The sequence below is a fragment of the Pseudomonas sediminis genome (assembly GCF_039555755.1).
GTDB classification, from domain to species: Bacteria; Pseudomonadota; Gammaproteobacteria; order Pseudomonadales; family Pseudomonadaceae; genus Aquipseudomonas; species Aquipseudomonas mendocina_D.
In genome coordinates this window covers 3,907,192-3,927,399 of the sequence record NZ_CP154631.1, presented here as the reverse complement: position 1 = coordinate 3,927,399, position 20,208 = coordinate 3,907,192, and the positions used below count along the sequence as shown (strand labels likewise).

General features: G+C 62.4%; 21 protein-coding genes and 1 pseudogene. 4 read left to right on the top strand and 18 right to left on the bottom strand.

All coding sequences use genetic code 11. The annotated features are described in order from the left end of the window. Positions 1–480: 480 nt before the first annotated feature. A complete protein-coding gene (locus tag AAEQ75_RS18450; RefSeq protein ID WP_343350036.1) occupies positions 481–1,086 on the bottom strand; it encodes a flavin reductase family protein in 606 nt (201 codons plus the stop codon). Then, a complete protein-coding gene (locus tag AAEQ75_RS18445) occupies positions 1,086–1,364 on the bottom strand; it encodes a hypothetical protein (RefSeq protein ID WP_099523833.1) in 279 nt (92 codons plus the stop codon). Before AAEQ75_RS18445 ends, AAEQ75_RS18450 begins: the two co-directional genes overlap by 1 nt. A gap of 233 nt (positions 1,365–1,597) precedes the next feature. Between AAEQ75_RS18445 and AAEQ75_RS18440 the strand changes: the two genes are divergently transcribed. Continuing rightward, positions 1,598–2,608, top strand: coding sequence for a patatin-like phospholipase family protein (locus AAEQ75_RS18440; protein WP_179576450.1), 1,011 nt, complete (start codon positions 1,598–1,600; stop codon positions 2,606–2,608). On the opposite strand, the gene AAEQ75_RS18435 is transcribed toward AAEQ75_RS18440, so the two are convergent. The 11 genes from AAEQ75_RS18435 to AAEQ75_RS18385 form a co-directional block, all read right to left on the bottom strand. Continuing rightward, a complete protein-coding gene (locus AAEQ75_RS18435; RefSeq protein ID WP_343350035.1) occupies positions 2,609–3,694 on the bottom strand; it encodes an AI-2E family transporter in 1,086 nt (361 codons plus the stop codon). It lies immediately after the preceding gene. 74 nt (positions 3,695–3,768) lie between these two features. Beyond that, a complete protein-coding gene (locus tag AAEQ75_RS18430; RefSeq protein WP_343350034.1) occupies positions 3,769–4,572 on the bottom strand; it encodes a DUF4892 domain-containing protein in 804 nt (267 codons plus the stop codon). 139 nt (positions 4,573–4,711) lie between these two features. Beyond that, a complete protein-coding gene (locus tag AAEQ75_RS18425) occupies positions 4,712–5,575 on the bottom strand; it encodes an alpha/beta hydrolase (RefSeq protein ID WP_125879291.1) in 864 nt (287 codons plus the stop codon). Continuing rightward, positions 5,572–6,375 (bottom strand): alpha/beta fold hydrolase, encoded by an 804-nt coding sequence (locus tag AAEQ75_RS18420; protein WP_099523823.1) that lies wholly within the window; start codon positions 6,373–6,375, stop codon positions 5,572–5,574. Before AAEQ75_RS18420 ends, AAEQ75_RS18425 begins: the two co-directional genes overlap by 4 nt. A 99-nt stretch (positions 6,376–6,474) precedes the next feature. Further along, the gene (locus tag AAEQ75_RS18415; RefSeq protein ID WP_125836613.1) at positions 6,475–7,107 is read right to left on the bottom strand and encodes a LysE family translocator; all 633 of its coding nucleotides are present in this window, start codon (positions 7,105–7,107) and stop codon (positions 6,475–6,477) included. Between the two features lie 41 nt (positions 7,108–7,148). Further along, a complete protein-coding gene (locus AAEQ75_RS18410; RefSeq protein ID WP_106732161.1) occupies positions 7,149–7,952 on the bottom strand; it encodes an AraC family transcriptional regulator in 804 nt (267 codons plus the stop codon). A 58-nt stretch (positions 7,953–8,010) separates the two neighbouring features. Then, positions 8,011–8,454 (bottom strand): hotdog fold thioesterase, encoded by a 444-nt coding sequence (locus tag AAEQ75_RS18405; RefSeq protein WP_099523817.1) that lies wholly within the window; start codon positions 8,452–8,454, stop codon positions 8,011–8,013. A 53-nt stretch (positions 8,455–8,507) separates the two neighbouring features. Beyond that, the gene (locus tag AAEQ75_RS18400) at positions 8,508–10,175 is read right to left on the bottom strand and encodes an AMP-binding protein (protein ID WP_125836614.1); all 1,668 of its coding nucleotides are present in this window, start codon (positions 10,173–10,175) and stop codon (positions 8,508–8,510) included. 182 nt (positions 10,176–10,357) lie between these two features. Then, positions 10,358–10,816, bottom strand: coding sequence for a phosphohistidine phosphatase SixA (gene sixA, locus AAEQ75_RS18395; RefSeq protein WP_125836615.1), 459 nt, complete (start codon positions 10,814–10,816; stop codon positions 10,358–10,360). Then, positions 10,813–11,160, bottom strand: coding sequence for a DUF4389 domain-containing protein (locus tag AAEQ75_RS18390; RefSeq protein WP_106732157.1), 348 nt, complete (start codon positions 11,158–11,160; stop codon positions 10,813–10,815). The genes sixA and AAEQ75_RS18390 overlap by 4 nt, the downstream gene beginning before the upstream one ends. Positions 11,161–11,189: 29 nt before the next feature. Beyond that, positions 11,190–12,212: an NAD(P)H-dependent glycerol-3-phosphate dehydrogenase gene (locus AAEQ75_RS18385; protein WP_125836616.1), complete on the bottom strand. Its 1,023-nt coding sequence runs from the start codon at positions 12,210–12,212 to the stop codon at positions 11,190–11,192. 282 nt (positions 12,213–12,494) lie between these two features. Here AAEQ75_RS18385 and AAEQ75_RS18380 point away from each other — a divergent pair, with 282 nt between their 5' ends. From AAEQ75_RS18380 to fabB, 3 genes are all read left to right on the top strand, one after another. Next, a complete protein-coding gene (locus tag AAEQ75_RS18380) occupies positions 12,495–14,393 on the top strand; it encodes a response regulator (protein ID WP_177432907.1) in 1,899 nt (632 codons plus the stop codon). Positions 14,394–14,877: 484 nt separating this feature from the next. Beyond that, positions 14,878–15,393, top strand: a complete 516-nt coding sequence (fabA, locus tag AAEQ75_RS18375) for a 3-hydroxyacyl-[acyl-carrier-protein] dehydratase FabA (protein WP_106732153.1) — start codon at positions 14,878–14,880, stop codon at positions 15,391–15,393. Positions 15,394–15,404: 11 nt separating this feature from the next. Then, on the top strand, positions 15,405–16,625 hold the full coding sequence (gene fabB, locus AAEQ75_RS18370) for a beta-ketoacyl-ACP synthase I (protein ID WP_125836618.1): 1,221 nt from the start codon (positions 15,405–15,407) through the stop codon (positions 16,623–16,625). 58 nt (positions 16,626–16,683) lie between these two features. Here the strand turns inward: fabB and AAEQ75_RS22060 are convergent, their stop codons facing one another. The 5 genes and pseudogenes from AAEQ75_RS22060 to AAEQ75_RS18350 all read right to left on the bottom strand — a co-directional run bounded on the left by AAEQ75_RS22060 (position 16,684) and on the right by AAEQ75_RS18350 (position 20,202). Beyond that, positions 16,684–17,547 (bottom strand): methyl-accepting chemotaxis protein, encoded by an 864-nt coding sequence (locus AAEQ75_RS22060; protein ID WP_372237981.1) that lies wholly within the window; start codon positions 17,545–17,547, stop codon positions 16,684–16,686. Next, positions 17,542–18,309 (bottom strand): annotated as a pseudogene (locus AAEQ75_RS22055) (MCP four helix bundle domain-containing protein); the annotation flags it as partial. The gene AAEQ75_RS22060 and the pseudogene AAEQ75_RS22055, both read right to left, overlap by 6 nt. A gap of 135 nt (positions 18,310–18,444) precedes the next feature. Beyond that, entirely contained in the window at positions 18,445–18,795 is a 351-nt protein-coding gene (locus tag AAEQ75_RS18360; protein ID WP_125836418.1) for a hypothetical protein, read from the bottom strand. Positions 18,796–18,799: 4 nt separating this feature from the next. Then, the gene (locus AAEQ75_RS18355) at positions 18,800–19,480 is read right to left on the bottom strand and encodes a dual specificity protein phosphatase family protein (RefSeq protein ID WP_125836419.1); all 681 of its coding nucleotides are present in this window, start codon (positions 19,478–19,480) and stop codon (positions 18,800–18,802) included. After that, positions 19,477–20,202 (bottom strand): phosphatase PAP2 family protein, encoded by a 726-nt coding sequence (locus AAEQ75_RS18350; RefSeq protein WP_343350031.1) that lies wholly within the window; start codon positions 20,200–20,202, stop codon positions 19,477–19,479. The genes AAEQ75_RS18355 and AAEQ75_RS18350 overlap by 4 nt, the downstream gene beginning before the upstream one ends. Between the last annotated feature and the right edge of the window lie 6 nt (positions 20,203–20,208).

The following is a 20,208-nucleotide window of genomic DNA, read 5'->3' as shown; positions in this document are numbered from 1 at the left end:
CGAACGCCTGCTCGCTCTGGCGCATGCGCAGCACCTGCTCGCCAAGCGCACTCATGCGTTGCTGCAGCTCGGCGCCAGCACTGACTTCACGCAACGCCAGCAGACCAGTAACAGCCACCAGAGCGGTCAGAATCAATACCAGAGCAAAACCCAGCATCAACTTGCTGGCCGTGCTCAGACTGGCCAGCCGCTTGCTCAATGAGCCACCCATGACACCCCCCTGCCTACTGCAGCCAGCCCAAACAGGCTGTTGAAAAACTACCTACGTTGGCAATACGGCGTCAAAAACGGCCTCAAAATGCTCATTTACAATTCGTAAACTGCGCTTTTTCGGCCGTTTTTTCCTTGTCTTGCCTGCCTCGCCTACGTTTTTCAACGGCCTGACGATTCTGGAACATAGGAGCGCAGCGCTACTGGCGACAAGCCAGCAGACGCCAAGATGGCCGGGAGAGTTAACTGGACGTCGTTTTCAGAACGGGTTCAGGGCCGCTGCATCTGGAAAAGGTCACGTGTACGGCAGTAGGCGCTGCCCCCCAGGCGACCGACCAGATCGAGCTTGAGCGGGTCGATACGCCCCTGCTCGTTGAGCACCGCATCATCGATATGCGCCAGCAGTACTTCGGCGAAGATCAGGTGGCAATTGGGCTGTTGCGGCGGATAGGGCTGGATCTGCGCTACGCGGCATTCGAAGGTCACCGCTGCGCCAACGACGCGCTGCACGTCGATGCGCTCGCACGGCTGGCTGGCGATGCCACAGTGGGCGAACTCGCTGACCTCATGAGGCAGGATCGCAGCACTGGCGTTCATCGCCTCGGCCTGGGCGAAGCTGACCAGTTGGATCGCCAGTTCGCCACTGGCCTGGGCATTGCGCAGGCTGTCCTTGAGGCTGCCGTCATCGCGAGTGTTGACATTGACCAGCAAGGTCGGGGGGTTGTCGCTGATCACCTGAAAGAAACTGAACGGCGCCAGGTTGGCCACGCCGTCGACCGAACGGGTCGAAACCCAGGCGATGGGCCGCGGGGTGACACTGGAGGCCAGCCAGCGGTAGGCCTCAAGCGGGCTCAGATCGGCGAAATCGAGTTGCATCAACGCCCCGCTCGCGATTCACGAATGTAGAAGCGCGCACGTTCGGCCTTGCTGGTACAGCCTGCGTAGGCTTCGAACTGCTGCTGGGTCTTGGCAGCGGTGAGCAGAGAGAATGCCTTGGAATAGCTCACGGTACCGGCGAAGCCTTCGGCCTCGGCGATGCTCAGTTCCTTCCAGGCGGCATCCAGCTGATTGGCGCAGGTCTCACGGTAGACGGTCTTGCCGGCACAGCCGACGAGCGTCACCGCAAGCAGCGGCAAACAGATCCAGTGTTTCATCGACCACACTCCTCGAACGGATATGACTACGGGTTGGCCCAGACTATGACGCTGCGGCATGGGGAAAGTGCCCGGTGCCCGCCGCTTCGCTTGCCCGATCATACCGGCGCCGACGAACGGATGGCGAGCCCATCGCCCCTGCGAAGCGTCAGCCGACAGATTCTAGCAAACGCGCCCTTGGCTGAGCCTCAGCGCCCGAGTAAGGTCGGAGCCTTCACAGAGGGAAGTTATCGATGAGCAAGAAAGTGGCGCTGGTGCTGGGCTCGGGAGGTGCGCGCGGCTATGCGCACATCGGCGTGATCGAGGAATTGCAAGCGCGCGGTTATGAAATCGGCTGCATCGCCGGCTGCTCAATGGGCGCGGTGGTCGGCGGTATTTTCGCTGCCGGCAAGTTGCGCGAATACCGTGAATGGACGGAAAGCCTGGATTATCTCGACGTGCTGCGCCTGCTCGATGTCAGCTTCCGTCTCGGTGCGATTCGCGGTGAGCGCGTGTTCGGGCGCATTCAGGAAATCGTTGGCGACGTGGATATCGAAAACCTCGCCATCCCCTTCACCGCCGTCGCCACCGATCTCACCAACCAGCAGGAAATCTGGTTCCAGGAAGGCTGCCTGCATCAGGCGATGCGTGCCTCGGCGGCGATCCCGAGCTTGTTCACCCCGGTCATCCAGGGCAAGCGCATGCTAGTCGACGGCGGCCTGCTCAACCCGTTGCCGATCGTCCCGGTGGTGTCCAGCCACTGCGACCTGATCATCGCGGTCAACCTCAACGCCACCAACCAGAATCACTACCAGTTGCCAGTGATCGAACGGCCTGCCGCTCTCAAGGGGCGCATCGACCAGTTGATGACGTCGCTCGGCTCGCGTCTGCCCAGTTTTCGCCGCAAGAGCGAGGACGAAACCCTGCTGCTCGCCGAGGAGCAGGGCCTTGCCGATGACATCAGCCCGGCCGCGGCGCCTAGTCGCAAAGAGGACGATGAACCCGCGCCAAAATCCGCCAGCGGCTCACGCGTAGCCGAATTCAGCGGGCCAGCGTCACTACTGGAACTGGTCAACCAGAGCTTCGAGGTGATGCAGACCTCATTGGCGCAGTACAAGATCGCCGGCTACCCGCCGGACATCCTGATCAACGTGCCCAAGCGTGCCTGCCGCTTCTTCGAGTTCTACAAGGCGCCGGAGCTGATCATGCTGGGTCGGCAGATCGCTCGCGACACCCTCGATAAATACGAAAGCGAACGCGGCTGATCAGCCGCGTGTTTCCTCGCCCGGCAGTGGTTTATCGACCACTGCTTCAGCCGGCGGCGCCTTGTCCGCCACCCAGTCGCTGAGCAGGCTGTAGGCCACCGCCAGCAAGGTCGGGCCGAGGAACAGGCCCATGAAGCCGAAGGCCAGAATGCCGCCGAATACGCCGAGCAGCACCACCACCAGCGGCAGGTTGCCGCCACGGCTGATCAGGTAGGGTTTTAGGATGTTGTCCACCCCACTGATGATGAAAAAGCCCCAGATACCCAGGAAGATCGCCATGCCGATCTCGCCCTCCCACACCAGCCAGGCCACAGCAGGGCCCCAGATCAGCGGAGGGATCATGATGAAGCTGAAGGCGAAGGTCAGCAGGCCCAGCACCAGGGCGCCCGGCACCCCGGCGATGACGAAACCGATGTAAGCCAGCACGGCTTGCGCGGCGGCGGTACCGATCACGCCGTTGACCACCCGCTGCACGGTGCCAGCGACCAGCTCCAGATAATGATCGGCACGCTCGCCGATCAGTCGTTCCAGCAGGCTGTGCACGAACACCGCCAGGCGCGGCCCGTCACGGTAGAAGAAGAACACCAGCACCAGGCTCAGGGCCAGCTCGACCATGCCCGCACCGATCTTCGCACTACGTGCCACCAGCCAGTTGCCAACCTGCCCCAGATAGGGCCGCAGCGTGTCGAAGAAGGCTGCGCCCTGCTGATCGATGGTGCGCCACAGCTCCACCAGGCGATCACCGACCAGCGGAATACTGCCCAGCCAGCTTGGCGGTGGCGGTAGACCTTCGACCTGCAGATCCTTGACCAACGCGTTGGCATCCTTGATATGGTCAGCCAGGTTGAACCCCAGCCACACCAGCGGTACCGCCACCATGATCACCCAGACGCCGGTCAGGATGCCCGCCGCCAGCGACATGCGCCCATTGAGCAACTGCGTCAGCAGACGCATCAGCGGCCAGCTGGCAAAGGCCAGCACGGCGGCCCAGAACAACGCCGACCAGAATGGTGCCAGCACCCAGAGGCTGGCGGCCAGCAGGCCGAGCAGAAGAATCTGCACCAGCAGACGATCATTAGTGGCCATCAAGCGAAACTCCCTTCGACGAAACGACAAAGCGCCCTTACGGGCGCTCTGTTATGGCGATTGCGAGTGCTAGCTTAACGCAACAAACGCACGCTCAGTGTTTCATCCGAACTTTCACCCAACTCCAGGCGGGCTTCGCGCACACGCTGCTCGATCAACGCCTCGCGCCAGGCTTCGGCGTGGCTACCGGCGAGGCTGACGCGCAAGGTGCTGTCGAGGTTGAGACTGCGCGCCAGCACTTCCACCCAGGCGCTGTCGGCCTTGGCTTCGTCGGGCAGTTTCAGTTGCCCATCGGTACGCAACTGACGCAGCAAGGTCGCGGGCGTCGGCAGCAATACCCCCAGAGGAGCTTCGGCATCCAGCTGCTCGGCATGCAGATAAGCGCGGCGATTTCCACGGGTGATGCTGTACAGCGCCAGCAAGCTCTCGTGGTTCGGCTCGGCCAGGCGCAACAGTGCATACGCCTGCTGGTCGTCGGAGCCATACAGCGTGGCATTACCGAACACCGAGTTGGCCCACAAGCTGCTCGCGCCACACTCACGGCCTTGGCACCAGTAAAGCAGTTCCGCGCCCTTCTCCAGCAGGGTTTCCCGCGCTTCGGTGAAGACCTGATCGGCACTATGGGTGCGCGGCAGCTCGTAGGTCACCGCACTGTGCTGGCCCTGCACCAGGACCTCACGCTCATAGCGCAACCGCCCGCTGATGCGGCGAATGGAGCCTTGCGGGTAGATGCGCTCGACATCGGACGCTTCCTTGAAGGCGACGATGTGACTGGCGGGGAAACGCGGCAATACCTCAAGGTCGCGACTGCCAGGCAGATCGGCTGCCAGCACGGCCCCACTGCAAAAGGTGGCAAGCGCTGCCGAGAACAGCTTCATGCGCCCCGTCATCGAGTGGAAACCTGTTGAAGGGAAGCGGCAGACGGGCTTGCTGAGCAGCGATTGGCGACGTTTAACGGGTCGATCATGCGATCCTCCATGGCAGACCGCCACACCTTTCCCCACGACTGCAGGCAAGTCAAGGCAAGCGCAGGAATGGATTGAAACAATCCGCTACGAGCTGCGCGCCGGCTTCATCATCCAGATGCAGGTGGTGCCCGCCGGGCAGACGGTGCACCTCGAACGGCAGATCCTGCAGCAAGCTGCGCACGGCCGACTGCGCGCCCATCATGCCCTGCTCCGCCAACACCAGGCTGACCGGGCATTGCAGCGCGCGAACGAACGCTTGGGCATGGGCCCAGCTCAGACGCAGCGGCGACGGCAGAGTCAGGCGGCTATCGGTACGCCAGGTGTAACCGCCCGGCACCGGCATCAACCCTCGCTGCGCAAGCAGTTCGGCCGCCTCACGACTGACCGCCCCCACGCCCTTCATACGAGCTTCGACAGCACGCGCCATCTCGGCATACACCGGCTTGCGCTTGTCGGTGAGCGCCTGCCTGGCGCGCAGCGCTTCACCCAGCTTTTCCGGCGCCTGTTCGGCCTCACCGGTATAAGGCACCAGCCCGTCAATCAGCGCCAAGCGCGCGATCCGCTCCGGCATCGCCCCTGCCAGCAACACCGCAGTGATCGCGCCCATGGAGTGACCCAGGATGGAAAATCGCTCCCAGCCAAACTGCTCGGCGACCTGCAGGACGTCAAAGGCATAGTCCCATAGCGCGTAACCGGCGCCAGCCGAACGATGCTCGGAGTGACCATGACCGGCGAAGTCCAGGGCGACGATGCGCACCCCCTCGAGCTTCGGCGCCAGCCGCGCGAAGCTCGCCGCGTTATCCAGCCAACCGTGCAGCGCCAGCACCGGCACACCGTCCTCCGGCCCGTAGAGATGAGCGGCCAGCTCGATATGCGGCAAACTCAGACGAACTTCCTCGAAACCCATGCTCATGCACGTTGCTCCTGGCTACCAGCCCAACGGGTGAACAGCTGACGCAAAAGGTCGGCAGTCGCCTGAGGGCGCTCCAGCGGGAACATGTGTCCGCCCGGCAGGTTGTGATATTCGGCCCGCGGCATGCGCCGCAGCAGATGCGCATGATGCGGTAATACCACTCTACTGTGGCGGCCACGCACCAAGGCCAGCGGCACAGCCAGCTGCTGCGGCCTACCCGGCGAGGTATGCGGCACGCTGCGATAGATGCTGATCTCGGTGGCCGGGTCGAATTTCAGGCGCAGCCCCTGCTCCGCCCGTTGCAGACCGTGACTGACATAGGCATCCAGACACTCGGGATCGAAGCGGCGGAACAGGCTCTTGCCGGCGAAGTAATCGCGCGCCTCGACAAGATCGGCAAAGGCTTCGCGGCGCCCCAGGGTACGGCCGGCAGGCGTGATGCGATCGATGAAACCAAAGCGCTTGGCGGCGCGAATCACCATGCGGTCAGCCAGCGTCAGCACCGGCGAATCGAGCATCACTACCCCACGATATAGCTCGGGGCGAAGCAAAGCGGCGTGATAGTGCAGCACGCCGCCGAGCGAATGGCCAACGCCCCAAACCGGCTCGCCGCCGTCCTCAAGATGATGGATCAGCTCATCGACCAGATTCGACCAGTTGTCATTGACCGGAAAACGCGAGTCATGACCGTGCTGCTCCAGGTGCTGCACCTGAAAATCCGGCGCCAGCGCGGCGAAAAGTTTGCCGTAGGTGGCGGACGGAAAGCCGTTGGCATGAGCGAAAAAGACCGGCTGCGGCATGCATCAAACTCGAGAAGGCGAATATGCCTGGATTCTCCGGCAGCTACGCAGCAGTGGCAATGACCGTAACGGCCATTGATGGCGGCGCAATGGTAAGAGCTACAGCAGCAGACGTCCGACGATACTGGCCGCCACCAGCAGAAATACCAGGCCGCAAACGAAGTCGATGGTCGGCGCCACCTGCAGCAGCCGCTGACGCATCAGCGGTCGGCTCAGGGTCATACCGAGCAGGCCAAACCAGAACAGGCTCAGGCCGAACAACAGAGCAGCACAGGCCACCTTGCCGGGCAGCGACATGTCCGCCGGCACCAGACTGCTGAGCAGCGCCAGGAAGAACACCAGTGCCTTGGGGTTGCCCAGGTTGGTGAATACACCGCGCAGCCAGGGACCGAACAGCGAAGGCGCCAGTTCGCCCTCCAACCGTGTTGGCCCGGCGCCGCCGCGCCACCAGGCCCGCACCGCACCAATGCCCAGCCACCCCAGATAAAGCGCGCCGCCGACCTGCACCAGGTCGAACAACCATTCGGTGCGACTGAGCAGCAAAGCCACGCCACTGAGCACCAGCGTGCCATGCAGAAGAATGCCGCACGCTAGCCCAAGCGCACTAAGCAAACCTGCACGCTGCCCTTGATGCAGGGCGGTGCGCACCACCAGCGCCACATCCGGGCCGGGACTGATAAGGGCCACCGCGAACACGGCAGCCAGCGACAGCAAGACGGACGTCTCCTGCATGGTGATCTCCAGGAACATGAAAAACGCGATGTGTGAGTGGCTCAGCCCTGACGCAGACGCGCCGGTGGCAGACCGTAGGTGCGGCGGAACAAGCGTGAGAAATGCGCCTGGTCGTAGAAGCCCAGGCGCAAGGCGATCTCGCTCAGAGGCTCACCGGCCAGCACCAGCGGCAATGCCCGCTGCAAACGCAGCTGCGTCAGCCACTGATGCGGTGGCAGGCCGGTGTGCTCGCGGAAACGCCGCAACGCCTGCCACGGACTCATGGCGCAGAAAGCGGCGATTTCATCCAACGAAGGCGGATCGTCCAGACGACTTTCCAGCCAGTCGCGCAGCCGCTGCCAGGTGCGCGGATCGAAAACGCGATGCGGCTCGCTGACACGCAACGTCGAACCCATCTCCAGCAAATGGGCCAACGCCTGCCAGAGCGCTTCTTCCTGGGCCAGTTGCGAGCCGTCCAGCATCGCCGCGTGAAAGCGCTGCAGATGCAGCGATAACAGGGGGTGACGCAAACTGCTGGTGATCAGTCTCGGCGCGCCTTGACGCCCCTCACTCAGGGTGCGACTGGCTTCATCCAACCAGGAGGGATCGAACGCCATCACCCGAATGCGGTAACTCTGGCCATCGAGGCAGGCGCCGTCATGAATCCCTTCCGGCGCCATCAACAACACGTCCCCTGCCCCGACATGCCGGCGCTCACCGCCATAGGCGTAGCGATGCTGCCCCTGGATCAGCAGGCCGACGTGGTATTCCAGATGAAAATGCCGAGGAAAGGCGAAGCGGCGGTACTCGGCGTCGATCAGACGAACGCCGGGCAAGCTGCTTTGAATGTGAGTGATGTGATCCATGGCGCGTACTGTAGCGCCATGGATCAGGCAAATCTTGGATGAAATTGCAGGCCGAAAATTATAGTTTCGGCGGTTGCTCACCCAGAGGCACGATGGCCATGGTCAGCCGCGAGATGCAACTGGCCTTGCCGTCATCGCCACTCAGGCGAATATCCCAGACATGCGTGGTGCGGCCCAGATGCACTGGCCGCGCCACTGCATGCACGCGCCCGCTGCGCAAACCGCGTAGATGGTTGGCATTGACCTCCAGGCCGACGCAGTAGAAACGGCTGCTGTCGATGCACAGGTAGCTGGCGGTGGAGCCGAGGGTTTCCGCCAGCACCACCGAGGCGCCACCGTGCAGCAGGCCGTATGGCTGATGAGTGCGCGAGTCGATCACCATGCTGGCGCTGAGCGATTCGTCGTCGAAGGCGTCGAAACGAATGTCCAGCACCTCGCCGATGCTATTTTTCAAGGTCGCGTTGAGTGCATCGATATCGGGCGTTCGTTGCCACAATCCCATGAGCGTGTCCCTTGTGCGTTGAAACCGGGCCGGTCAGCCCGGCCCACTGATACTCAATCGTGCCAGAGCACGGCTTCGCTGCGCTGCTGCCATTCGGCGAAACGCTCGCCGTAGGTGCCTTCGATAACCGCGCGCTTGATCTTCAGGGTTGGGGTGAGGAAACCGTTCTCCACCGCCCAGACCTCCTTGACCAGTACCAGGCCTTGCAGCCGCTCATGATGATCGAGACGACCATTGACCTCGGCGAGCAAGGCCTTGAGGCTGCTTTCAAGCTCATCGCGGCTGTCATTGGCCGCCTCCTGGCGCCCTACATCGGAGAGCACGCATAGAGCGATGGGCTGCGGCAGGCCGTCGCCGACCACGCACACCTGCTCGATACGCGAGTGTTCACCGATGCGATTTTCGATCGGTGCCGGCGCGACATACTTGCCCTTGCTGGTCTTGAAGATTTCCTTGATACGCCCGGTAAGACGCAGGTTACCTTCGGCGTCCTGCTCGCCCTTGTCCCCGGTACGCAGAAAGCCGTCGTCAGTCAGCGTCTCGGCGGTCTTCATCGGGTCCTTGAAGTAGCCCTGCATGGTCGCGCCACTGCGCACCTGAACTTCGCCATCCTCGGCAATGCGCACCTCGACACCCGGGTTGTTCTGGCCAATCCAGCCCTGTTTGAACTTGCCTGGCAAACAGACGTGGGAGTAACCACAGTTCTCGGTCATGCCATAAACCTCCTGGATCTCCATGCCCAGGCGGCGATACCAGTTGAGCAGTGTTTCAGGCACTGGCGCAGCGCCGGACAGCGCGTAGCGAATGGCGTCCAGGCCAAGGCCGGCGAGTACCTTACGACCGATGAAATGGCCGATGATTGGCAGCCGCAGCAGGCGCTCGAGCTTCTGCGCCGGCATCTTGCTGTACACGCCCATCTGGAACTTGGTCCAGATACGCGGCACGCCGAACATCACGGTCGGCCGCGCGCGCTTGAGATCCTCCAGAAAGGTATCCAGGCTCTCGGCAAAGAAGATCGTCTGCCCCGCGTAGATGGACGCTAACTCGACGAACATGCGCTCGGCCACGTGACACAGCGGCAGATAGGAGATCAGCCGATCATCCTCGCCCACACCGAACAGCTTGATGGCGTTGCTGGCGGCAAAACCGAAATTGGAGAAGTTGTGCATCACGCCCTTGGGCGTGCCAGTGGTGCCTGAGGTGTAGATAATGGTGGCCAGCTGGTTGGCTGCGGGCTTGGGGTCATCCTGAATAGGCGCGCTGCGCTGCAGGTCATCCCAGCTGTAGTCGAAGCTGCCCTGCGGATGTAGCGGCAGGCTGACTGTCGGCAACCCCTGCGGCAGGCCCGGCGCCATCGACGCCCAATCATCGAGCTTGCCGACGAAGGCCAGAGCAGCTTCTGAATGTTCCAGCACCTGGCGCATCGAGTCGGCAGTCAGGTTGGGATACAACGGTACCGAAACGTGGCCCGCCATCCAGATCGCCAGATCGGCAACGATCCAGTGCGCGCAGTTCTTGGAGATGATGGCGATGCGGCTACCCTGTGGCAGCTCGCGACTGCGCAACCAACTGGCTGCGCGACGAGCCTGCTCACCGACATCGGCCCAGCTCAGCTCCAGCAGCTGGCCGCCCCCCAAAGGTTGCACCATGTAGCGTTTGTTCGGGTGCCTTGCTTCACGTTCGTAAAACAGCTCGAGCGGCAAACGGATTGCATCAGCCACAGGGCTTCCTCCTTTGTTGTTTTTGTAGGAATCAACCAAGCACTTGCTTGGTTGAATATTCCACGCAGACAAAAGAGGTGCAAGTTAAGAAATGTTTCTCGCCTGGAACATTTGCCGCCAAGAAGCGACAGGCCAGGCACGACGCAGCTGTGACGCCACAAGCGGCGCCACAGAACGAAGGGTCAACGGGGGTGGATCAGCGCCAGAAGCTCCATCAGCCCGGCAGCCGGGATATCACCTTCCAGCTCAGCCAGGCTGGCGGTGCGTATGGGCAGCGGTTCCTGCCGGTGACCGTGTACCAGCAGCCCACCCAGCGCGCCAATCAGCGGTTGATGGCTGACCAGCAGCACCTCTGCGCGCTCACGCTCATCGAGATACTTCAGGGCTTCACGGGGATCGCTATCGGGCGTCAGCCAGGTCACGGTGTTTATCTTGCCAGTGAACCCCAGTTCGCTGCGTACCAGCTCGGCAGTCTGCTGGGCACGCACATAGGGGCTGGCGACGATGGCCGTCAACGGCCGGCCGGCGAGCTGAGCCGCGGCCTGCTGCACTTCCTTGCGACCATGAGCGGTGAGCTCGCGAGCAGCATCACTGGCCGCCTGTGGCTCGGCCTCACCATGGCGCAGCAGCCATAACCTCACAGCTTTGGCTCCTCATCGCGCACAGGATGCGGCGCAGGAGGAATGCTGTGCGCGGTTTCGCCTTCAGGCGCACGCGGCGTTGGCCAATCGGCGAACGGCCAAGGTTTTTCATCGGTATTGAAGGTGCCGAAACGACCGATCTGCGCCAGGTACTGGCTGAGGCTGTCGCCAAAGCCAAGCAGGCTGGCGTTCGGCGCGTCGTAGAACAGACGATAACCAAGCTGCAGCAGCACCACGGCGCCGAGCAGCAATTCGGCCAACTGCCAGATGATGAGAAAGATCACCATCCACAGAATGCGCAACAGAATCGATTCACGCGCCAACTCCTGCTTTTCATCGCTCATGAGTCACTCTCCTTGATTGGCTATCGGGTTCAGAAACCTGCAGTGGGGATGAAATCGACGTCGGTCTTGGGTTCACCGAGCATCAGCAATTCGATGACCTGAGCCAGCGTACGCCCCTCGAAGAGGATGGCATGCAGGCCAGCGACCAGCGGCATGTAGACGTCCAGTTCTTCGGCACGGGCCTTGAGTACCTTCAGCGTATTGACCCCTTCGGCGACTTCGCCAAGGCGCTGCACCGCGTCGTCCAGGCTGAGGCCTTCGCCCAGGGCGAAGCCGACCTGATAGTTGCGGCTTTTCGGTGACGAACAGGTGACGATCAGGTCGCCGACGCCAGCCAGACCGAGAAAGGTCATCGGGTTGGCGCCGAGCTTGACCGCGAAACGGGTCATTTCCGCCAGGGCACGGGTAATCAGCATGCTTTTGGTGTTCTCACCCATGCCCAGCGCCGCCGCCATGCCGGACATGATGGCGTAAACGTTCTTCAACGCGCCGCCGAGCTCGACGCCGAAACGGTCGGCACTGGCATAGACGCGGAAGGTCCGGCCATGCAAGGCCTGCTGCACGCGCGAGCACAGCTCTTCGTCTTCACTGGCGATCACTGTCGCGGTCAGCGCGTGATCAGCCACTTCCTTGGCCAGATTCGGCCCGGACAGCACGCCAATACGCGCCTCGGGAGCGATCTCCTCGAGAATCTGGCTCATCAGCTTGAAGGTCTTGGCTTCGATGCCCTTGGTGGTGCTGATCAGCATCTTGCCTGCCAGCAGTGGCGCCACCGGTTGCAGGGCATCGCGCAAGGCGCTGGAAGGCAATGCGACCAGCACCAGCTCGGCCTGCTGCAGTACACCACTGAGGTCACTGGTCGGCTCGATACCGCTATGCAGCTTGACCCCCTTCAGGTAGCGCGGGTTTTCGCCACTCTGGCGCATCTGCTCGGCCTGCTCGGGGTCACGCATCCATTGCAGGACGCGCTGGCCGTTCTCTGCCAGCAGGTTGGCCAGAGCGGTGCCGAAGCTGCCGCCGCCGAGTACGGCAATGGGTTGGAGCTGTGTCATAGGTCTTCCGAATGAGGCCATTGGTAATGGCGGTCTGCGTGCATTATACGGAGCCGAGAGTGCCCGGCCAGGGCAAAAGTTCAGCGCTGGCCGTCAGTTAGGTGGGGCAAACGAGAATTACCGCAGAGTGCAGACACCTGGCGCTGGCAAAGCGCGTGGGGTCGGTTAACATGCTGGATCGACGTTAATTGCCAAGGACGATTCGTGCCCACAGGCAGCCCCTTGCCCCCACCCTGCACCTCTCGTCAGGCAGCAGCGCCGCTTTCCAAGGATGGTAGAGCCATGAACCAGCGTCGCGGCTGGAACATTCACACCCGCACCCAGCTGATCAGTGTCGGCCCGGCCCTGCTGCTGACCCTGCTGCTGACCGGCTTCCTCACCTTCACCCGCCTGCAGGACCTGCGCTTGGAGCAGGGCCATATCGGCCAGCTGATCGCCAATCAACTGGCGCCGGCCACCGAATACGGCGTGCTCAACGACAACCTCAACACACTGGAAAGCCTGCTGCGTGCCATCCTGAGCACCCCCGACGTGCGCTTCGCCGAAGTGCGCGACCGTGACGACAATATCCTGGTGTATGTCGAACGCCCCAAGGAACAAGGCCATAGCACGCCGCAAGTCGAGGTGTTCCAGGCCCCCATTCGCCTGCAAGGCCAGCCTGCCCGCACGCAAGCGCTGCCACCTTTGGGCAAGACACTCGGCGACGGCTACCTGGGCCGGGTGGTAGTGGGCATGTCCAACGACACCTTCAACACGCGCCAGCAGGAGATACTGTTCAAGGCCGGGATTCTGTCGCTGCTGGCGTTGCTGCTGACCTTTCTCCTCGCCAGGCGCCTGGCCAGGCGTCTGGCGCAGCCGTTGAGCGCCATGAGCCAAGCTCTGGAACGCATCCAGAGCGGCGATTATCGACCTTCGCTGATCGAGCGCGGTAATGACGAGCTAACCGACCTCGCCCGGCACATCAACAACCTCGCCTGCGCCCTCGAGCAGAGCGGTCACGAGCAGCAAAAGGCGATTGCCGAGCTGATCCAGGCGCGTGAGGAGTCCGAGCAGGCCAACCGCGCCAAATCCGACTTCCTGGCGATGATGAGCCACGAACTGCGCACGCCGATGAATGGCGTACTGGGCATGCTGCAACTGCTGGAAACCACCAGCCTGAATGACGAGCAAACCGAATACGCCGCCCTGGCCACCGAATCCACCGAACACCTGCTCAAGGTGATCAACGATATCCTCGATTTCTCGCGGATCGAACGCGGCGCACTGGAGCTCGAGGCCATCCCTTTCAGCCTGCTGGAGCTACTGCAGGGTTCGGTTCAGGTGTTCCAGCACAGCGCCCAGCAACGCGGCCTGAAACTGCTGCTGGAAAACCAGCCAGGCCTGGAGCAGTTGGAGATGCAAGGCGACCCCACTCGCATCCGGCAGATTCTGGTCAACCTGATCGGCAACGCACTGAAGTTCACCGAAGAAGGCCAGATTCGTGTGCAAACCCGCTGGCAGCAGCTGGACGACCAAGTGCTGTGGTTCACCTGCGCCGTGCGCGACAGCGGTATTGGCATCGACGACGAGCGCCTGGAACACATGTTCGACGCCTTTCAGCAGGCCGACACCTCGATTTCCCGCCGTTACGGCGGCACCGGCCTCGGCCTGCCGATCGCTCGCACCTTGGCCGAGCGCATGGGCGGCACCTTGCGCGCGGAAAGCCGACTGGGCGAAGGCTCGGTGTTCACCCTGGAGATACCTTTACCCTTTCTGGCCCGCAGCGAGCAGGCACAAAGCAGTGACAATCAGAGCCTGAGCAGCGGCGACGGCCAGGCAGTGCTGCTGGTGGAAGACAACCCGGTCAACCAGACGGTCATCGAAGCCATGCTGCGCAGCCTGGGCTATCAGGTCAGTCTGGTCGGCGATGGTCAGCAGGCCGTACAAAACTGCAGCCAGCACGACTACGCCGCCATCCTGATGGATTGCAGACTGCCGCTGATGGACGGTTACGAGGCGACGCGGCAGATCCGCCAACTCCAGCAATGCCAACAGGTGCCGATCATCGCCCTGACCGCCAATGCCCTGCAGGGTGACCGCGAAGCCTGCCTGGAAGCGGGAATGAACGATTACCTGGCAAAGCCGTTCAAACGAGCAGACTTGCAACGCATTCTGTTGCGCTGGCTGTCACCCCGACCATAGGCGAGTAGCGCCCGTGACAAGCCGGCGTTACAAGGGGAAACTGCGAGGGTCTGCTCCGGTTTCATTCGCGGTCGCGCCGGAGCCTGTTTTGTCGCGAGGCAAGGCGCGAGATGCGAAGTTTGGTCGCCCAAATGAGCCATCGAGTAACGCCGCATCGCGACAAAACAGGCCCGGCCCTTCGGGTTGCACGGGAAATGGCCCCCGCTGTTGTTGCAGGACTTGGCAAGGGGCGGCCATTACCGGCGTCCTGCGCCTAACCGGGGGCCATTTCTCGCAGCAACGCGGCTCGCGAATGAAACGGGAGCAGACCCTAATGTGACAATGCAGAACCAGCAGAGTACAACTGTACTCACTGCGCTGTGACTTTCACCACAACGCAACAGTCTATGACTAGGCTGCCGGCAGACGCCTACATTTAGAAAGACGTCGCCGGCCAGGACGATTCGCCCAGCCTTAGAAGCGTGGGGACAATTGAGGAGCTCGCATGACAAGACAAAACGCCTACACCCGGGAAGACCTGCTCGCCTGCAGCCGCGGCGAACTGTTCGGCCCGGGGAACGCGCAACTGCCCGCCCCAAACATGCTGATGATCGATCGTATCGCTCACATCAGCGAAACCGGCGGCAAGTACGGCAAGGGCGAAATCGTCGCTGAGCTCGATATCAATCCGGACCTGTGGTTCTTTGCGTGCCACTTCGAGGGCGACCCGGTAATGCCAGGCTGCCTCGGTCTCGACGCCATGTGGCAACTGGTCGGCTTCTACCTCGGCTGGCAAGGCAACCCCGGCCGCGGCCGCGCCCTGGGTAGCGGCGAAGTGAAATTCTTCGGTCAGGTACTGCCGACCGCCAAGAAGGTCACCTACAACATTCACATCAAGCGCACCATCAGCCGCTCGCTGATCCTCGGCATCGCCGATGGCACCGTGGCCGTCGACGGGCGCGAGATCTACAGCGCCGAAGGCCTGCGCGTCGGCCTGTTCACCTCCACCGACAGTTTCTGAAGGACTTGCACATGCGTCGTGTAGTGATCACCGGTCTGGGCATCGTTTCCTGCCTGGGCAATGACAAAGAAGCCGTTGCCGGCAGCCTTCGCGCGGGCAAATCAGGCATCCGTTTCAACCCCTCGTACGCCGAAATGGGCCTGCGCAGTCATGTCTCCGGTTCGGTCAACCTGAATCTGGAAGAGCTGATCGACCGCAAACTGTTCCGCTTCATGGGCGACGCTGCGGCTTACGCCTACCTGTCCATGGAACAGGCGATCAAGGACTCCGGCCTCAGCGAAGAGCAGATTTCCAACCCGCGTACCGGTCTGATCGCCGGTTCCGGTGGTGCTTCCACCGTCAACCAGATGGAAGCCATCGATACCCTGCGCGAGAAAGGCGTCAAGCGCATCGGCCCATACCGTGTAACTCGCACCATGGGCAGCACCGTATCCGCGTGCCTGGCCACTCCGTTCAAGATCAAGGGCGTCAACTTCTCCATCTCCTCGGCCTGCGCCACCAGCGCACACTGCATCGGCCAGGCCATGGAGCAGATCCAGCTGGGCAAGCAGGACGTGGTCTTCGCCGGCGGCGGTGAAGAAGAACATTGGAGCCAAAGCTGCCTGTTCGACGCCATGGGCGCCCTCTCCACCCAGTACAACGAGACCCCGGAAAAAGCCTCGCGCGCCTACGACGCCAAGCGTGACGGTTTCGTCATCGCCGGCGGTGGCGGCATGGTCGTGGTCGAGGAGCTGGAACACGCTCTGGCCCGTGGCGCCAAGATCTACGCGGAAATCGTCGGCTACGGCGCGACCTCCGATGGCTACGACATGGTCGCCCCAAGCGGTGAAGGTGCTATCCGCTGCATGCAGCAGGCGCTGGCCACTGTCGACACCCCGATCGATTACCTGAACACCCACGGCACCTCGACGCCGGTTGGCGACGTTGCGGAAATCAAAGGCGTGCGCGCTGTGTTCGGCGACAAGGCCCCAGCCATCAGCTCGACCAAGAGCCTGTCCGGTCACAGCCTCGGCGCTGCCGGCGTGCAGGAAGCGATCTACTGCATGCTGATGATGGAAGGTAACTTCATCGCCGCGTCGGCCAACATCGACGAACTCGACCCGGAAGTGGCTGATATGCCGATCCAGCTCAGCACCGTTGAGAACGCCAAGCTCGATACCGTGATGAGCAACAGCTTCGGCTTCGGCGGCACCAACGCCACCCTGGTGCTCAAGCGCTGGACCGGCAAGTAACTGCTGCTGCGGTAAAGGAAACGGCGCCCTCGGGCGCCGTTTTCGTTTCTGGCTCGCCTCAAACCTTGAAGCGCGCCACCAGATTGTTCAAATCGACCGCCAGGCGCGACAGTTCCTGACTCGCCGCACTGGTCTGATTGGCCCCCGCCGAGGTCTGCATCGACAGGTCGCGAATGTTGACCAGGTTGCGATCCACCTCGCGGGCCACTTGTGCCTGCTCCTCCGACGCACTGGCGATCACCAGGTTGCGCTCGTTGATCGAGGAAATCGCCTGGGTGATCTGCTCCAGCGCAACACCGGCAGCCTGGGCCACCTCCAACGTGGAACGGGCTCGGCCGTTGCTGCTCTGCATGGCGCTGACGGCGCGATCCGTACCGCTCTGGATGCCGCCGATCATCTGCTCGATTTCCTGGGTGGATTGCTGCGTACGGTGCGCCAGCGCCCTCACCTCGTCGGCAACCACGGCGAAACCGCGCCCGGCGTCGCCGGCCCGCGCGGCCTCGATAGCAGCGTTGAGCGCCAGCAGGTTGGTTTGCTCGGCGATGGAGCGAATCACATCGAGCACCTTGCTGATCTCGTGCACACGCTCAGCCAATTGCTCGACCTCGCCTGAAGTGGTGGTGACATCAGCTGCCAGTTGACCAATGGAGTCGACGGTCTGGCGCACCTGCTCACGTCCTTGCTGCGCAGTGACGTTCGATTCGCGCGAGGCCTCGGACGTGCTGACGGCGTTGCGCGCCACCTCCTCGACCGCTGCTGTCATCTCGTTCACCGCAGTAGCGGCCTGCTCGATCTCGGTGTTCTGCTGGTGCAGGCCCCGAGTGGAATCCTCGGTCACTGCATGCAGCTCCTCGGAGGCCGAAGCCAGTTGGTTGGACGAGTCGGAAATGCTTTGAATAGTGGTACGCAGGCTCTGCTGCATGCTTTTCAGCGCATTGAGCAACTGTGCAGGCTCGTCACGACCTTCGACGTGGATGTTCTGGGTCAGATCACCCGACGCCACCACCTCGGCCAGACGCACCGCTTCCGTCAGCGGCGCGACGATGCTGCGGGTCAGCAACAGCGCCAAAACCACGGTGGCCAGCGCCGCCAACACCATCATCACCACCACCCAGGTACGCGCCGAATCGAACACCCGCCCGGCTTCGCGAGCCGCCTCTGTAGCGCCCTTACGGTTCAGCTCAGAAAGATCTCTGAGAGATCGCGTCATGTCATCGGCATGCTGATTGAGCGTGCCACGGGTCACGGCGATGGCATCGTCGAAGTTACCTTGGCGAACGAAGGCGACAATCTTGCCCTGCTCCTGCAAGTAGGCCACTTCGGCACGGCGAAAACCTTCGTAAAGACCACGCTCTTCGCTACCGGAAATGAGCTTTTCGTATGAGGAGTCAGCCGCACTCAACTCGGTACGCAGTTCATCAGCGAGGCGCAGGTTCCTCTGCAGCTCATCAGGCTCACGGTTGAGCATCAACCGCAGGGTGATGGCACGCAGACGCAAGATGTCCTGATTTACATCGGCGAGCCCCATCACGCTAGGCAGCCAGTCCTGATCGACGGCCTCGGACTGCTTGCGCATCTCGGTCATCTGGAACAGTGAAAATGCCCCGAGCAATAACACCAGCAAAGCCACCAGGCCGAACCCCAAAGCAGCCCGTGGAGCGATTGAAAGATTACGCAGCGACATGTCGTGAAACTCCTATTGCGCGCAGAATTCGAGTCATCCCTGGCCATACCTGGCTAGGAATCGGGTGAGATTGCGCCGATCCCGTGTTGCTTATCGGCTTTATTTCCGCGCACTTTATAAGGACAAGCGAAAAATCTAGCGCCGCAGCGCCTTGGCCATCGCCTGGTCGACATGCTGACGCCATTCATCATCGCGCCACCGCTCCTCCCGTCGCGCCTGCCAGTCATCGATGCGCTGCACGTCCTCACACTGGCGAAACCCGTCATCCCAACCCTGCGTGTAGAGTGGCTCGGCCATATAACGCGGTACGTCCTTGTCGAATTGACCCAGCGGTCCGACTGCCGAACGCCCACTGCTGCAGCCGGCCTCGAAACCGTCGACGAAGGCCGGCGGATAATTGGCCGCCAGCATCTGTTCGCGCAGGCTTTGGCAACCGAACAGGTTCAGTAGTGCAAGCACGCAGACCAGCAAGCGTGTGAGGCGCATGGCGTCATGCTCCTTCGATCACACCCAGCAGGCGATCCTTGAGCGCACACATCGCCCAGGGGCTGGTGCTGCAGGCGCCAGAGGCCAGGGCCGAACGCAACGCTGGAATATCGGCGTCACGCAGATAACGTTCGGCGTCGCCCATACGCTCCTCGCCACCGAAGCCGCCGCCGGCCATTTCTGCCAGGGCCTGTTCCTTGCTCCAGTTCTGATAGATGACGCGATACAGCGCGGCGATCAACCCGGTGCGATTTTGCCCATGCTTACAGTGAATCAGCACCGTGCCGCGCCCCTGTGCCTGGCGGATGCTGCGCAGCACCTCGATGACGTCGGTGTCATCGATACGGTCCGTGCGCAGCGGCAGATGAACCTGCTGGACGCGCGGGTCGACCAGCCATTGATCGTCGCCATGCTGATAGAAGTTGATCACCGTAGTAACACCGAGTGCCTGCAGTTGCGGCCAGTCTTTCGCCGTCGGCAGCGCACTGCGGTACAGATCGGGGGCCATGCGATAGAGGTTGATACGGGTATCCAAGGGTTGTGCCCAGTTGGCCGGGCGTACGCCCTGCACGGGTGCCGGCGAAGTCGTCGCACCCCAGGCCATGCTCAGTGGCAGCGCCAGCAATGCACCCGCGAATACCAGTGCGGCCAGCGTCAGGCGCAGGCCCTGTACGAGTTTGTTCATCGGCAGGTTTCTCCCCAGACGGTTTCTTGAAACGGACGTTGCGCCAGCGGAGCGCGGTAAAGTAGCCAGCGATAGGTCAGCACGCAGATCACCCAGTCGATCAGCAGCGTCCACAGGTTGTGCGAAAGAAAGTGCGCGCCCTGCAACATGCGCCCCAGAGAAAACAGCGAGCCCAGCCCCAACGCGACGACCAGCGCGATGCGCGCAGCGCGTGGGCGGCGATCGCGCAGCGCGAAAAACAGCGCTAGCAGTGAGAACCCGGCCGAGGCATGTCCGCCTGGCCAGCAACGCCCGGGGTTGGCTGTTGGCGCGCGTTCAGCGAGCAGCGGTGTGAACTGCTCCTGGCCACCGAACTCGCTCAGGCTCCAGGGGCAATGCATGCCGGTCAGCGTCTTCAGCGGCGTAACCACCGAGGTCGACAGCCCCAATGCCAGCACCAGATAACCGAGCTGACGGCGCCAGGCACGCAAGCGCGTCGGCAGCAGGCTGAGCGCAAAGCCGGCGATGGCCAGCACACCCAGCACGATCACCGCCTGCTTGGCGCGGTCATGCAGGATGTCTTCGAGCCAAAAGCTGCTACGGCCGATGAACCCCTGGCCGGGCTCGTAGAACAGATGAGCGAGGGCGAAATCCACAGGGCTGGGGTCGACCAGCAGTAGCAACGCCATCAGCAGCAGTGGAATACCCAGCGCCAGACGAAAATCGAAATAACGAGACGGCATGGTCGT

What these genes read in the sequence shown, in the direction of transcription:
- AAEQ75_RS18440 (WP_179576450.1), top strand. Translation starts at nt 1,598, where the DNA reads ATGAGCAAGAAAGTGGCGCTGGTGCTGGGCTCGGGAGGTGCGCGCGGC.
- AAEQ75_RS18355 (WP_125836419.1), bottom strand. Translation starts at nt 19,480, where the DNA reads ATGAACAAACTCGTACAGGGCCTGCGCCTGACGCTGGCCGCACTGGTA.
- AAEQ75_RS18425 (WP_125879291.1), bottom strand. Translation starts at nt 5,575, where the DNA reads ATGAGCATGGGTTTCGAGGAAGTTCGTCTGAGTTTGCCGCATATCGAG.
- AAEQ75_RS18390 (WP_106732157.1), bottom strand. Translation starts at nt 11,160, where the DNA reads ATGAGCGATGAAAAGCAGGAGTTGGCGCGTGAATCGATTCTGTTGCGC.
- AAEQ75_RS18405 (WP_099523817.1), bottom strand. Translation starts at nt 8,454, where the DNA reads ATGGGATTGTGGCAACGAACGCCCGATATCGATGCACTCAACGCGACC.
- AAEQ75_RS18360 (WP_125836418.1), bottom strand. Translation starts at nt 18,795, where the DNA reads ATGCGCCTCACACGCTTGCTGGTCTGCGTGCTTGCACTACTGAACCTG.
- AAEQ75_RS18380 (WP_177432907.1), top strand. Translation starts at nt 12,495, where the DNA reads ATGAACCAGCGTCGCGGCTGGAACATTCACACCCGCACCCAGCTGATC.
- AAEQ75_RS18445 (WP_099523833.1), bottom strand. Translation starts at nt 1,364, where the DNA reads ATGAAACACTGGATCTGTTTGCCGCTGCTTGCGGTGACGCTCGTCGGC.
- AAEQ75_RS18385 (WP_125836616.1), bottom strand. Translation starts at nt 12,212, where the DNA reads ATGACACAGCTCCAACCCATTGCCGTACTCGGCGGCGGCAGCTTCGGC.
- AAEQ75_RS18415 (WP_125836613.1), bottom strand. Translation starts at nt 7,107, where the DNA reads ATGCAGGAGACGTCCGTCTTGCTGTCGCTGGCTGCCGTGTTCGCGGTG.
- AAEQ75_RS18450 (WP_343350036.1), bottom strand. Translation starts at nt 1,086, where the DNA reads ATGCAACTCGATTTCGCCGATCTGAGCCCGCTTGAGGCCTACCGCTGG.
- fabB (WP_125836618.1), top strand. Translation starts at nt 15,405, where the DNA reads ATGCGTCGTGTAGTGATCACCGGTCTGGGCATCGTTTCCTGCCTGGGC.
- AAEQ75_RS18435 (WP_343350035.1), bottom strand. Translation starts at nt 3,694, where the DNA reads ATGGCCACTAATGATCGTCTGCTGGTGCAGATTCTTCTGCTCGGCCTG.
- AAEQ75_RS18410 (WP_106732161.1), bottom strand. Translation starts at nt 7,952, where the DNA reads ATGGATCACATCACTCACATTCAAAGCAGCTTGCCCGGCGTTCGTCTG.
- AAEQ75_RS18350 (WP_343350031.1), bottom strand. Translation starts at nt 20,202, where the DNA reads ATGCCGTCTCGTTATTTCGATTTTCGTCTGGCGCTGGGTATTCCACTG.
- fabA (WP_106732153.1), top strand. Translation starts at nt 14,878, where the DNA reads ATGACAAGACAAAACGCCTACACCCGGGAAGACCTGCTCGCCTGCAGC.
- AAEQ75_RS18420 (WP_099523823.1), bottom strand. Translation starts at nt 6,375, where the DNA reads ATGCCGCAGCCGGTCTTTTTCGCTCATGCCAACGGCTTTCCGTCCGCC.
- AAEQ75_RS18430 (WP_343350034.1), bottom strand. Translation starts at nt 4,572, where the DNA reads ATGAAGCTGTTCTCGGCAGCGCTTGCCACCTTTTGCAGTGGGGCCGTG.
- AAEQ75_RS22060 (WP_372237981.1), bottom strand. Translation starts at nt 17,547, where the DNA reads ATGCAGCAGAGCCTGCGTACCACTATTCAAAGCATTTCCGACTCGTCC.